At 65.1% G+C, this 13,084-nt stretch carries 12 protein-coding genes; 9 read left to right on the plus strand and 3 right to left on the minus strand.

Going from position 1 to position 13,084, the window contains the following annotated elements; all coding sequences use genetic code 11:
* The first annotated feature begins 27 nt into the window (after positions 1 to 27).
* Genes nuoJ through nuoN form a run of 5 tightly spaced genes read left to right on the plus strand, consistent with a single transcriptional unit; the run spans position 28 to position 5,841 of the window.
* Complete coding sequence (nuoJ, locus tag ACZ46Y_RS09790; RefSeq protein ID WP_376717585.1) at positions 28 to 651, plus strand: NADH-quinone oxidoreductase subunit J; 624 nt, start codon at positions 28 to 30, stop codon at positions 649 to 651.
* Complete coding sequence (gene nuoK, locus ACZ46Y_RS09795) at positions 648 to 956, plus strand: NADH-quinone oxidoreductase subunit NuoK (RefSeq protein WP_311955208.1); 309 nt, start codon at positions 648 to 650, stop codon at positions 954 to 956. The genes nuoJ and nuoK overlap by 4 nt, the downstream gene beginning before the upstream one ends.
* A complete protein-coding gene (gene nuoL / locus ACZ46Y_RS09800; RefSeq protein ID WP_311955210.1) occupies positions 953 to 2,851 on the plus strand; it encodes an NADH-quinone oxidoreductase subunit L in 1,899 nt (632 codons plus the stop codon). Before nuoK ends, nuoL begins: the two co-directional genes overlap by 4 nt.
* Before the next feature lie 15 nt (positions 2,852 to 2,866).
* Positions 2,867 to 4,396 (plus strand): NADH-quinone oxidoreductase subunit M, encoded by a 1,530-nt coding sequence (nuoM, locus tag ACZ46Y_RS09805; RefSeq protein WP_311955213.1) that lies wholly within the window; start codon positions 2,867 to 2,869, stop codon positions 4,394 to 4,396.
* On the plus strand, positions 4,396 to 5,841 hold the full coding sequence (gene nuoN / locus ACZ46Y_RS09810; protein WP_311955215.1) for an NADH-quinone oxidoreductase subunit NuoN: 1,446 nt from the start codon (positions 4,396 to 4,398) through the stop codon (positions 5,839 to 5,841). Before nuoM ends, nuoN begins: the two co-directional genes overlap by 1 nt.
* A 105-nt stretch (positions 5,842 to 5,946) precedes the next feature.
* Here the strand turns inward: nuoN and trpE are convergent, their stop codons facing one another.
* The 3 genes from trpE to rpe are packed head-to-tail and all read right to left on the minus strand — an operon-like array spanning position 5,947 to position 8,961.
* Positions 5,947 to 7,431, minus strand: a complete 1,485-nt coding sequence (trpE, locus tag ACZ46Y_RS09815; RefSeq protein ID WP_311955309.1) for an anthranilate synthase component I — start codon at positions 7,429 to 7,431, stop codon at positions 5,947 to 5,949.
* Positions 7,432 to 7,443: 12 nt separating this feature from the next.
* Entirely contained in the window at positions 7,444 to 8,193 is a 750-nt protein-coding gene (locus tag ACZ46Y_RS09820; RefSeq protein WP_311955216.1) for a phosphoglycolate phosphatase, read from the minus strand.
* A 57-nt stretch (positions 8,194 to 8,250) separates the two neighbouring features.
* Entirely contained in the window at positions 8,251 to 8,961 is a 711-nt protein-coding gene (gene rpe, locus ACZ46Y_RS09825) for a ribulose-phosphate 3-epimerase (RefSeq protein ID WP_311955219.1), read from the minus strand.
* Positions 8,962 to 9,190: 229 nt separating this feature from the next.
* Between rpe and cysP the strand changes: the two genes are divergently transcribed.
* Genes cysP through ACZ46Y_RS09845 form a run of 4 tightly spaced genes read left to right on the plus strand, consistent with a single transcriptional unit; the run spans position 9,191 to position 13,008 of the window.
* Entirely contained in the window at positions 9,191 to 10,210 is a 1,020-nt protein-coding gene (cysP, locus tag ACZ46Y_RS09830) for a thiosulfate ABC transporter substrate-binding protein CysP (protein ID WP_311955222.1), read from the plus strand.
* 10 nt (positions 10,211 to 10,220) lie between these two features.
* Positions 10,221 to 11,087: a sulfate ABC transporter permease subunit CysT gene (cysT, locus tag ACZ46Y_RS09835; protein WP_311955225.1), complete on the plus strand. Its 867-nt coding sequence runs from the start codon at positions 10,221 to 10,223 to the stop codon at positions 11,085 to 11,087.
* Positions 11,087 to 11,914 carry a sulfate ABC transporter permease subunit CysW gene (gene cysW, locus ACZ46Y_RS09840; protein ID WP_311955227.1) on the plus strand — a complete coding sequence of 276 codons (828 nt, stop codon included), beginning with the start codon at positions 11,087 to 11,089 and terminating at the stop codon, positions 11,912 to 11,914. Before cysT ends, cysW begins: the two co-directional genes overlap by 1 nt.
* The gene (locus ACZ46Y_RS09845; protein WP_311955231.1) at positions 11,911 to 13,008 is read left to right on the plus strand and encodes a sulfate/molybdate ABC transporter ATP-binding protein; all 1,098 of its coding nucleotides are present in this window, start codon (positions 11,911 to 11,913) and stop codon (positions 13,006 to 13,008) included. The genes cysW and ACZ46Y_RS09845 overlap by 4 nt, the downstream gene beginning before the upstream one ends.
* The last annotated feature ends 76 nt before the right edge of the window (positions 13,009 to 13,084 follow it).

Here is a 13,084-nt window from a genome sequence, read left to right on the forward strand (position 1 = left end):
GGGCGCTTTGACCACACGGGAGGATTCATGGAGCTTGCCTTCTATCTCGGCGGCCTGATCGCGGTGCTTGCCACCCTCGGGGTCATTGCCAACCCCAACCCGGTACATGCGGTGCTTTACCTGGTGGTGTCGCTGCTGGCCGTCGCCATGGTGTTTTTCGCCCTCGGCGCGCCCTTTGCCGGCACCCTGGAAATCATCGTCTACGCCGGCGCCATCATGGTGCTGTTCGTATTCGTGGTGATGATGCTCAACCTCGGCCAGTCCGCTGCCGAGCAGGAGCGCGAATGGCTCAAACCGCGCACCTGGCTGGGGCCGTCGCTTTTAGCCGCGGTGCTGCTGCTGACGCTGGTCAGCCTTCTATGGCGCGGCGACAGCCAGTCCATGATTACCGGCGGCGGCCTTACCGCCAAGGGCGCCGGCACGCTGCTCTACGGCCCCTGGCTGCTGCTGGTGGAGCTCGGCGCGCTGCTGCTGCTGGCTGCCCTGGTGACGGCGTCCCACGTGGGCCGTTTAAGCCCTGTTGCCGCCCCCTCGCCCGCCCCGCGCGATATACCGACGAATAAAAAGGGCAAAGGCGCGAGTGCAGCAACCGCCGACGTCGAAGGTCAGCCCCAGGCAGCGGGCACCGATACCCCCAAGGAGGACTCATGAACGGCGTACCCATGGAGCACGGCCTGGTACTCGCCGCCGTGCTGTTTACCCTGGGCCTTGGCGGGCTGATGTTCCGCCGCAACATGATATTTGTGTTGATGAGCCTTGAAGTCATGCTTAACGCCGCGGGTCTTGCTTTCATCGTGGCCGGCACCGGCTGGGAGCAGCCCGAAGGCCAGGTCATGTTCTTGCTGGTGATTACCCTGGCAGCCGCCGAGGCAAGCGTCGGGCTTGCCCTGCTGATTCAGCTGTATCACCGCTTCAAGACCCTCAACCTCGACGTGGCCAGCAGGATGCGCGGATGATGGAACTCTTGACGACTTTCTCGACAGCCCAGCCAACGGCGGTGCTTCTGCCGCTCACTTTCTTGCTGCCGCTTCTGGGCACCCTGATTCTGGCGTTCTCCCGGGGGACCCTGGGCTACGGCGCCAGCGCGCTGACGGGCACGGCAAGCGTCGGCCTGGCCGCCCTGGCAACGGCGATGCTCGCTCTGGGCTTTGCCGAGAACGGCCCCGAGCAGCTGACGCTTTGGACCTGGATTGCCGTGGGCGATTTCCAGCCGGGCATCAGCCTGGCGCTGGACGGCCTCTCGCTCACCATGCTCGGCGTGATCACCGGGGTAGGCTTTTTCATCCACCTGTTCGCGGCCTGGTACATGCGCGGCGAGGCGGGCATCACCCGCTTTTACACCTACATGAACCTCTTCGTGTTCAGCATGGTTCTGCTGGTGCTGGGCGACAACCTGCTGCTTTTATTCCTCGGCTGGGAAGGCGTGGGGATGTGCAGCTACCTGCTCATCAGCTACTACTACACCAACAGCGCCAACGGCTGGGCCGGGTTCAAGGCGTTCATTATCACCCGGATCGGCGACGTCTTTCTCGCCATCGGCATGTTCCTGCTCTTCAGCCGGCTGGGGACGCTCAACATCGCCGAGATCCTCGAGCTTGCGCCCCAGGCATGGCAGTCGGGCGACACCGTGGTGGAGCTGGCGGCCTTTCTGCTGCTCGGCGGGGCGCTGGGCAAATCGGCCCAGCTGCCGCTGCACACCTGGCTTGCCGACGCCATGGCCGGCCCCACGCCGGTGTCGGCGCTGATCCACGCCGCCACCATGGTCACCGCCGGGGTCTATCTGATCGCGCGCATGCACGGCATTTTCGAGCTTGCACCCGCAGCGCTTTACGCCACCGGCGTGATCGGCGCGCTGACGCTTTTGATGGCGGGCTTTGCGGCCCTTGCGCAAACCGACATCAAGCGGGTGCTGGCCTACTCCACCATGAGCCAGATCGGCTACATGTTTCTCGCTTTGGGCGTCGGCGCCTACGACACGGCGATCTTTCACCTGATGACCCACGCGTTTTTCAAGGCGCTGCTGTTCCTCTCCGCCGGCGCGGTGATCGTAAGCTGCCATCACGAACAGGACATGCGCAACCTGGGCGGGCTGTGGCGCAAGCTGCCGCTGGCCTATATGGGCTTTGTTGTCGGCGGCGCGGCGCTGGCCGCCCTGCCGCTGGTGTCCGCCGGGTTTTACAGCAAGGATGAAATCCTCTGGCAGGCGCTCGCCGCCGACCAGCAGGGCCTGCTGGTGGCCGGACTGATCGGTGCGCTTTTGACCTCGCTTTACACCCTGCGGCTGATTATCGGCACCTTCCACGGCGCGGCGAAAAGCGACAACGCCCGCCACGCCGAAACCGGCCGCGGCCTGGCCCACGGCCTGCCGCTGGTGGTGCTCGCGGTGCTCTCGACGTTCCTCGGCGCCTGGATTACCCCGCCCCTTGGCGGCGTGCTGCCATCAAGCCCCGGGGAGGGTGTGACCGCCGGCCACGGCGCGCTGGAGCTGGTCGCCGCCGCGACGGCCCTGGCCGGCATCGCCCTGGGGGTGTGGCTATTCGGCCTCAAGCGCGGCTGGCTGCGTCCGGCCAACCACGGCCTGGGCGCCGGGCTCTGGCAGCTATGGCACCACGCCTGGGGCTTTGACCTGGTGTTTGACTGGACCATTGTGCGCCCCTATCGCGGCGTGGTGTGGCTTTTGCAAAGCGACCTGTTCGACGGCCTCTTCCGCCTGCTGGCATGGTGTGTGCGGCTTGTTCACCTGGGGCTTTCGCGGACCCAGACCGGCAAGCTACGCGGCTACGCCGTCACCATGGTGGCCGGGGCGACGTTGATTTTGTTGAGTTTGGCGCTGGTGATCCAGGGAACCTGAAAGGGATAAACGCTTATGATACTGGTATGGCTGATCGTCATCCCGTTTGTCGGGGGGCTGTTTTGCTGGCAGGCCGAACGCCTGGGCAGCCGGGCCACGCGCCTGATTGCTCTTGCCACCATGCTCTGCGAGCTGCTGATTGCGCTGTGGCTGTGGACGCAGCTGGATTTTCAGCTGCCCGCCACGGACGGCTCGAGCACCCAGTGGGCGATTGAATATCGCCTGCCCTGGATCACCCGCTTCGGCATCGACATCCACCTGGCGCTGGACGGCCTGTCGCTGGTGCTGATCGCTCTGACGGGCTTTCTCGGCGTGCTCGCGGTGCTCTGCTCGTGGAACGAGATCGTCCGCCGCATCGGCTTTTTCCACCTTAACCTGCTGTGGATCCTCGGCGGCGTGGTCGGGGTGTTTCTGGCCATCGATCTGTTTCTGTTCTTCTTCTTCTGGGAGCTGATGCTGGTGCCGATGTACTTCCTCATCGCGCTCTGGGGCCACAGCGGCTCCAAGGGCAGCACCCGCATCGGCGCGGCGATCAAGTTCTTCATCTACACCCAGGCAAGCGGCCTGTTAATGCTGGTGGCGATTCTGGGGCTGGTATTTGCCCACCACGCCAACACCGGCGAGTACTCGTTCAGCTACGCCGTGCTCAAGGAAACCACGCTGTCGCCGACGCTTGCCTTCTGGCTGATGCTCGGGTTCTTCATCGCCTTTGCCGTCAAGCTGCCGGTGATACCGCTGCACGGCTGGCTGCCCAACGCCCACGCCCAGGCGCCCACCGCGGGCAGCGTGGACCTGGCCGGTATCCTGCTCAAGACCGCCGCCTACGGCATGCTGCGCTTTGCCCTGCCGCTTTTCCCCGAGGCCTCCCAGGCGTTTGCCCCGGTGGCCATGGGGCTTGGCCTGCTGGGCATTTTTTACGGCGCGGTGCTCGCCTGCGGCCAGCGCGACATCAAACGCTTTGTGGCCTACACAAGTATTGCCCACATGGGCTTTGTGCTCATCGGCATCTACGCCGGCACCCCGCTTGCGCTCCAGGGCGTGGTGGTGCTGATGGTGGCCCACGCCTTCTCTGCCGCCGGGCTCTTTATCCTCAGCGGCCAGCTCTACGAGCGGCTGCATACTCGCCAGATCAATGAAATGGGCGGCCTCTGGGGCCGGCTTGGCAGCCTGCCGGGGTTTTATCTATTTCTCATCGCCGCCTCGCTTGGCATGCCTACCACGGCCAACTTCGTCGGCGAGTTCATGGTGCTGTTCGGCACCTTTGCCATCGCCCCCTGGGTGGTGGCGCTGGCAAGCGTCGGGCTGGTGCTGGCGGCAGTATATTCGCTGCTGCTCATGCAGCGGGTACACTACGGCCCGCCCAAGGACGATACGCCCTTGAAAGGCCTGGATCCCCGGGAGTTTTGCATGCTGCTGGGTATCATCGCGCTGATCCTCTGGGTCGGCCTCTACCCGCAGCCGCTGCTGGACACTACCGGTGCGTCCATGGGGGAAATCCATCGGCTGTTTGATGCCCAAAGCTCACCGTTGCCGGAGGCTCGCTAATGCCGTTGCCCAAGCTTGCTATCGCTTATCTTCCGCTGATTCTGGTGGCCGCCACGGCCATTACCGTGATGCTGGGCACCGCCTGGCGGCGCGACCATCACGTCACGGTGGCCGTGAGCGTGCTGGGGCTGACGCTTGCCCTGATCGCGCAGATCCTGGTGCTGGACCTGCTGCCGATTACCACCACGCTGCTCGTCTTTGACGGCCCCGCCATGCTCGGCGGGCTATTGGTGCTGGCCTCGACGCTTGCCTGCGCGGTGCTGGCACACGCCTACTTCGAGACGTTTCAGAACGCCCGGGAAGAGTTTTACCTGCTGCTCCTGTGCTCGGCGGCGGGCGGGCTGGTGCTGGTGGCAAGCCGGCACCTGGCCAGCCTGTTTCTGGGGATGGAGCTGCTTTCCATGCCGCTGTACGGCATGCTGGCCTACGCCTTTCACGAGCGCCGTTCGCTGGAAGCCGGCATCAAATACCTGATTCTTTCCGCGGCGGCGAGCGCCTTTTTGCTCTTCGGCATGGCGCTGGTCTACGCCCAGACCGGCGAACTTGAGCTTACTGCGCTGATGGCAACGCTTACCCAGAACAGCAGCGCCTGGGGGCTGGCCGGCGCCGGCATGATGCTGGTGGGGCTTGGGTTCAAGCTTTCGGTGGCGCCCTTCCACCTGTGGACGCCGGACGTCTACGAAGGCGGGCCCGGGCCGGCGGCGACGTTTCTCGCCACGGCCAGCAAGGTTGCGGTATTCATCGTCATGCTGCGCCTGGTGATGAGCGCCCCGGCGTTTCAGGGCGAGTGGCTGCACGCGGTGCTCTGGGTGCTCGCGCTTGCCAGCATGCTGGTGGGCAACCTGCTGGCGCTGACCCAGTCCAACCTCAAGCGCCTGCTGGGCTATTCGTCCATTGCCCACTTCGGCTACATGCTGCTGGTGCTGGTCATCGCCGACGGCCTGGCCGCCGAAGCCGGCGGGGTCTATCTGATGACCTATATCCTTGCGACCCTCGCCGCCTTTGGCGTGGTCATCCTGGTATCAAGCGCCACCGAAGGCGCCGACGCCGGGAGCCTGCACTACTATCGCGGGCTATTCTGGCGCCGGCCCTTCCTCACCGCGGTGATGACCGTGGCCATGCTCTCGCTCGCCGGCATTCCCGCTACCGTTGGCTTTATCGGCAAGTTCTACCTCATCGCCCTGGGCGTGGAAGCCGAGCAGTGGTGGCTGGTGGCCGGCATCATCGTCGGCAGCGCCATCGGGCTTTATTACTACCTGCGGGTGATCGTCACGCTGTTCCTCGCCGAGCCGGGGATGCAGCACCGGGACGCCTCGGCGGACTGGGCGGTACGCGCCGGCGGCCTGGTGGTGCTCGGCGCGGCGGTGCTGGTGGTTCTGCTGGGCCTCTACCCCGCGCCGATGATCGCCCTGGCGAACGCCGCCGGCGGCGTGGCGACGCCCTAACTCCAGACGCCATGGCCTCAGGCGCCTGGATCTCAGGCGCCGTCATCTCAAACGGCCCGGCCGGCCAGGCGCTTTCCTATATGCGCTTGCACCGGCCGGGCCGCCTCAGTTTTCGTCCAGGCCGCGCTCGGCCATGGCCACGGCGCGAAACAGCGCGCGGCCCTTGCTCAGGGTTTCCTGCCATTCGGTTTCCGGATCCGAGTCGGCAACGATCCCCGCCCCTACCTGAACGTGGACCTCGCCGTCCTTGATCACCGCGGTACGAATGGCAATGGCGGTATCCATATTGCCGTGCCACGACAGATAGCCCACCGCGCCGGAGTAGATGCCGCGCTTGACCGGCTCGACCTCGTCGATGATTTCCAGCGCGCGCACCTTGGGAGCCCCCGAAACGGTGCCCGCAGGGAAAGTCGCGCGCAAAGCGTCCATGGCCGAAAGCTCAGGTCTAAGCCGCCCCACGACGTTGGACACGATGTGCATGACGTGGGAGTAGCGCTCTACCACCATCCTGTCGGTGACCTTGACGCTTCCGGTCTCGCTGATGCGCCCGATATCATTGCGCCCCAGATCGATCAGCATGGAGTGCTCGGCGAGCTCCTTGGGGTCGGCCAGCAGCTCGTCTTCCAGCGCCTGGTCTTCGGCCTCGGTCCTGCCGCGCTTGCGGGTGCCGGCAATGGGCCGCACGGTGACTTCGTCTTCCTCGGTGCGGGTGAGGATCTCCGGCGACGAGCCTACTACCTGATGGTCGTCCAGGTTCAGGTAATACATATACGGCGAGGGGTTGAGGCTGCGCAGCGCCCGGTAAAGGTCCAGCGGCGCGGCGCGGTACGGCGTCGACATGCGTTGGGAAGGCACGCACTGCATGACGTCGCCGGCGCGGACGTACTCCTTGATCTTCGCCACCGCGGCCTTGAAGCCGTCCTGGGTAAAGCCGGAGCGAAAGTCGCTTTCGCGAACGTCCGGTTTGTCCCTGGCCTCTCCGCCCGGCCGCTGATAGGCATCGCGCAGGCGGCTTTCCAGATGCCGCAAATGCCCTTCGGCCGTCGCCAGGGCATCCGCGGTTTCCGGGTCGGCATGGGTGAGAAGCGTCAGCCGGCCGGAAAGGTTGTCAAACACCACCAGGTCGTTACACACCATCAGCAGGATGTCGGGCACGTCGAGCTGATCGGGCTTGTTGCTGTCGGCCAGGCGCGGCTCGATGTAGCGGATGGTCTCGTAGCCGAAATAGCCCACCAGCCCGCCGTCAAAGCGCGGGCGATCGTCTATTTTGGGCACCTTGAAGCGCGCCTGGAACTCCTCGATCCACGCCAGCGGGTCGTCGACCTCGGCCACTCCCTGGGTTTCGCCGTCCTGAAGATGGCGCACGGTATGGCCGCGCACTTCGATGCGCTCCCGGCACGGCAGCCCAATGATCGAGTAGCGCCCCCACTTTTCTCCACCCTGCACCGATTCCAGCAAAAAGGTCCACGGCACGTTGGCAAGCTTGAGATACGTCGACAGCGGCGTATCCAGATCGGCCAGCACCTCGCGGGCGACGGGAATGCGGTTGTAGCCGGCGCGGGCCAGCTCGGCAAAGCGGTCGGGGGTCATCATCAAGGTTCCTTATCGTGTAGAAGACGGTCGGGCAGAGGTCGACAGCAGCTCGCTCAGCGAGTCAAGCAGCGCATCCGGCGCGCTTTCGCTAATCGGCTCGCCGTGGTTGTAGCCGTAGGTAAGCGCGGCGGTGGCGAATCCCGCCGCCTTGCCGGCGGCCATGTCGTGGCGGGAATCCCCCACCATCACGCAGGCGCCGGCGGGTACGCCAAAGTGCGCGGCGGCGTGGGTCAGCGGCAGCGGATCGGGCTTTTTACGCGCCAGGCTATCGCCGCCCAGGCAGAGGGAAAAGGCCTCGTTCAAGGCAAAATGCTCAAGCAGCGGCGCGATAAAGCGCTCGGGCTTGTTGGTCACCAGCACCAGCATAAAACCCGCGTCTTTAAGCGCATAAAGCGTCTCGGCAACGCCCCGGTACAGCCGCGTCAGGCGGTGCGGAGCGTCGCCGTAATAGCCCATGAAAGCGGCGTAGACCCGCGCCGAAAGCGTCTCGTCCACGGCCTCGACGGGGGTATTAAGCGCCCAGGCAAGGCCCCGCTCAACGAGCTTGCGGGTGCCGTTGCCCACCCAGTGGCTCACGTCTTCCTGCCGGGGCACGGCCAGGCCTTCATCGTCGAGCGCGCGGACAAGCGCCGCCGCGAGATCGGGCACCGAGTCAATCAGAGTGCCGTCAAGATCAAAGGCCATCAGCCGCTTGCCGGTTAACAGCTCGTGCAGCGCCCGGTCCGCTGCCGCCTCGTTACGCCCTTCATCTTGATTCATCGTCGCATCCTGATGGTTCGTCTGCGGCCATCTTACCTCTCAGCCCTCTCCGGCGCATTAGCCCTGCGCCAGCGCCTCGCGCATCCTGGCGATGACCGAGTCGTAGGCGTGGGGGTCATCGCTGCGGCGCGCCTTGAAGATCGCCGAGCCGGCGACAAAGGTGTCCGCCCCGGCGGCGGCCACCTCGGCGATGTTGTCGATTTTGATCCCGCCGTCCACTTCCAGGCGAATGTCATACCCCGACGCATCGAGCTTTGCCCGGGTATCGCGCAGCTTGGCAAGCGTCTGAGGAATGAACGCCTGGCCGCCAAAGCCCGGATTGACGCTCATCAGCAGCACCATGTCGAGCTTGTCCATGACGTAGTCGAGATAGCTCAAGGGCGTGGCCGGGTTCAGCACCAGCCCGGCCTGGCAGCCGCCGTCGCGGATCAGCTGCAGCGAGCGGTCGATGTGGTCGGACGCTTCAGGGTGAAAGGTGATGATGCTGGCCCCGGCGTCGATGAAATCGCTGATCAGCTGGTCCACCGGTTTGACCATCAGGTGCACGTCGATGGGCGCGGTCACGCCGTGGTTGCGCAGCGCCTTGCACACCATGGGGCCGATGGTGAGGTTGGGCACGTAGTGGTTGTCCATTACGTCGAAGTGGACGATATCCGCGCCGGACGCGAGCACGTTGTCGACTTCTTCCCCCAGGCGGGCAAAGTCGGCGGAGAGGATCGACGGCGCCAGGCGAAACGGACGCGCGGGGGCTTGGGGAGATGCAGTCATGGTCATGGGCTTTTTTGAGCGGGTGGCTTTGGCAAAGGGTGTCGTTAGCAAAGGGCTAATGATACCAGAGCCCGGCGATGCGGCGAGAGACGCGGCGGTCTGGCGAACGCGGCACACATATATTCTAAATTCGAATAGTAAACATGATTGTAATTACACTTTGGCGGATTTAGTCTTTATCCCACTCATCTTCATCCCTATTCCCGTTTCTTGTGACAGGAGCCTTCACATGGCCTTTCCCCGCACCACAAGCGCGCTCAAGCGCAGCCTGCTCGCCGTCGCCGTTGCCGCCAGCGCTTCGGGCGCGGCCAACGCCGCCGACCGCGAACTGCTCAACGCCTCCTACGACATCGCCCGGGAGCTGTTTGCCGAGATCAACCCCCAGTTCGAAACCTGGTGGGAAAACGAGCACGGCGAAAGCGTTGAGGTCAGCCAGTCGCACAACGGCTCGTCCGCCCAGGCCCGATCGATCATGCAGGGGCTGGGGGCCGACGTCGTCACCTTCAACCAGGTGACCGACGTCCAGGTGCTCGCGGATGCCGGCCTGGTGGCTGACGACTGGCAGGAAGCCTTTGACAACAACGCCTCGCCCTACTACTCCACCACGGCGTTTCTGGTGCGCAAGGGCAACCCCAAAAACATCGAAAGCTGGGACGACCTCGCCGGCGACGACGTGGAAATCGTCTTCCCCAACCCCAAGACGTCGGGCAACGGCCGCTACACCTACCTGGCCGCCTGGGGTGCCGCGGACAAGCGCTTTGACGGCGACGAAGACAAGATCCGCGACTACATGAAGACCTTTCTCGGCAACGTCGAAGTCTTCGACACCGGCGGCCGCGGGGCGACTACCAGCTTTATCGAGCGCGACATCGGCGACGTGCTGATCAGCTTCGAATCCGAGGTCAACAACATCCGCGGCGAGTACGGCAGCGACGACTACGAAGTGGTAGTGCCGCCGGTGAGCATCCTCGCCGAGTTCCCGGTAGCCGTGGTTGATGAAAACGCCGAAAAGAACGACAGCGCCGATCTCGCCCAGGCCTACCTGGACTACCTCTACCGCGAAGATACCCAGCGCCTGCTGGCGGGCTTTAACTACCGCGTGCATGACGACACCGTGGTTGAGGAGTTTGCCGACCAGTTCCCCGACACCGAGCTTTTGGAGGTCGAAGACGTCTTTGGCGGCTGGGACCAGGCCATGGAGAAGCACTTTGAAAGCGGTGGCCTGATCGACCAGCTCCAGCGCCGGTAGGCACACCCCCATGAGTGCTTTCGCTATCAGACTCCCCCGGCGCCTGTCCGGCAGCACCCGCGTGCTGCCGGGCTTCGGCCTTTCCATGGGGATCAGCGTGCTGTTTATCTCGCTGGTCCTGCTGCTGCCCATGACCGGGCTATTCGGCCAGCTGGCCGGACTTTCGCTGGGCGAATACTGGGCCATCGTCAGCGACCCCCGCGTGGTGGCAAGCTATACCACCACCCTCGGCGCTGCCGCCGTGGCCGCTCTGGTCAACGCCGCCTTCGGCCTGCTTTTGGCCTGGGTGCTGGTGCGCTACGACTTTCCCGGCAAGCGCCTGGTGGATGCGCTGATGGACCTGCCCTTCGCCCTGCCCACCGCCGTGGCCGGCATTACGCTTGCCACGCTGTACGCCAAAAGCGGCTGGGCGGGCAACGTGCTCGAGCCGCTGGGTATCAAGGTGGCCTACACCTGGGTGGGCATTGCGCTGGCCATGGCGTTTACCAGCATTCCCTTTGTGGTGCGCACGGTGCAGCCGGTGCTCGAGGACATGCCCGCGGAGGTGGATGAGGCGGCGATGTCGCTGGGCGCAAGCGACGGCGTGGGCTTTCGCCGGGTCATTCTGCCCCACCTCTGGCCGGCGCTGGTGACCGGGACGGGCCTTGCCTTTGTGCGCTCGCTTGGGGAGTTCGGCGCGGTCATATTCATCGCCGGCAACACCCCCTACGAGACCGAGATCACGTCCTTGATGATTTTCGTCAAGCTCCAGGAATACGACTACGCCGGCGCTTCGGCCATTGCCTCAGTGCTGCTGTTTGTCTCGCTTGCTCTGCTGTTTGCCATCAACGTCTGGCAGGGCCGCTTTGTCCGCCGCCTGCACGGAGGGAAAGGGTAATGCAACGCATCGGTGACTCCCCCGGCGTTCGCCGGCTGCTGATCGTAGCGGCGCTGGTGCTCACGGCCGTCTTTCTGCTGCTGCCGCTGGTCGCTATCTTCGCCCAGGCCTTTGCCAAGGGCCTGGGCGTGTTCTGGGCAAGCGTGACCGAGGCCCACACCCTCCACGCCATCTTTTTGACCCTGGCCGTGGCCCTTCTCACCATCCCCATCTGCCTGGTGTTCGGCGTCGCGCTGGCGTGGCTGATCACCCGCTTCACGTTTCCCGGCCGGCGGCTGCTGCAAACCCTGATCGATATTCCCTTTGCGGTCTCGCCGGTGGTGGCGGGCCTGATCTACCTGCTGCTCTACGGGCGCAACGGCTGGCTCGGCTCCTGGCTCAGCGCCCACGACATCCAGCTGATGTTTGCCTGGCCGGGCATTCTCATGGTGACGGTGTTTGTCACCTGCCCCTTCGTCGCCCGGGAGCTGATCCCACTGATGCAGGCTCAGGGCAGCCGCGAGGAAGAAGCCGCGGTCACCCTCGGCGCCGGCGGCTTTGCCGTCTTTCGCCGGATCACCCTGCCCAACATCCGCTGGGCGCTGCTCTATGGCGTCATTCTGACCAACGCCCGGGCGGTGGGCGAGTTCGGCGCCGTCTCGGTGGTATCCGGCGCCATCCGCGGACAAACCAACACCCTGCCGCTCAACGTGCAGCAGCTCTACCAGGACTACAACACGGTCGGCGCCTTCTCGAGCGCAGCACTGCTGGCACTGATCGCCCTTTTCACCCTGGCGGCCAAGGCCGGCCTTGAATGGCGCGCATCGCGCCGGGAGACCCACGCATGAGCATCCGTCTGGACAACATCGGCAAGCACTTCGGCCCCACCCGGGCGCTGGAGCCGGTCAACCTGGATATTCACGAAGGCGAGCTGGTGGGGCTTCTGGGGCCGTCGGGCTCGGGCAAGACCACCCTTTTGCGGATTATCGCCGGGCTGGAAACCCCCGACCGCTCGGGTACGCACACCCCGGCGCGCATCCTTTTTGGCCAGCGCGACGTCACCCACGTTCACGTCCGCGACCGGCGCATCGGCTTTGTCTTTCAACACTACGCGCTGTTTCGTCACATGAGCGTGTACGACAACGTCGCCTTCGGCCTCTCGGTGATGCCCCGGCGCAGCCGCCCGTCGCGCAGCGATATCCGCGCGCGGGTCTTTCGCCTGCTGGAGATGGTCAAGCTCGAGCATCTCGCCGACCGCTACCCGGCCCAGCTCTCCGGCGGCCAGCAGCAGCGCGTGTCGCTTGCCCGGGCGCTGGCCGTGGAGCCCGACGTGCTGCTGCTCGACGAGCCTTTCGGCGCGCTCGACGCCAAGGTGCGCCAGGAGCTGCGCCGCTGGCTGCGCCATCTTCACGAAGAGCTCAACTTCACCAGCGTCTTCGTCACCCACGACCAGGAAGAGGCGCTCGAGCTTTCCGACCGCGTGGTGGTGATGAGCGACGGCAAAATCGAGCAGATCGACACTCCGGAAACGCTGTATCGCGCGCCGCAAAATCGCTTCGTGTTCGAGTTCCTGGGCGATGTGAACCATCTGGAGGGCGACGTGCACGGCGGCGTGCTGACCTGCGGCGACGCGCGGCTGGCAGTGGACCTGCCCGACGGCCGCGAAGAGCTGTTGCTGCGCCCCCACGAGGTGCGCCTGGCCGAACAGCCGCAGGCCGACTGCCATCTGCCGGTGACCGTCACCGCGGTCTCCCCAGTGGGCGCCGAGGTGCGCGTGGAGCTGGAGGCCGACTGGCTGGCCAAACCCTGGCTTGCCAGCGTGCGCCACGCCGACTTCGAGCAGCTGAACCTGCACCGCGGCCGGCGCCTCTTTGCCCACCCGCGCCAGTGGCACCGCTTTGCCGATGCTGCCAGCGCCCCGGCCCCTTCCCACGCGGCCTGAGCGCAAACTGGCCCGCGACATTACCCGGCGGGCCGATTTGCGTCTAGAATGCGCGCATGGCTTCACTCATTGACCC

It is taken from the genome of Halomonas garicola, assembly GCF_055382465.1.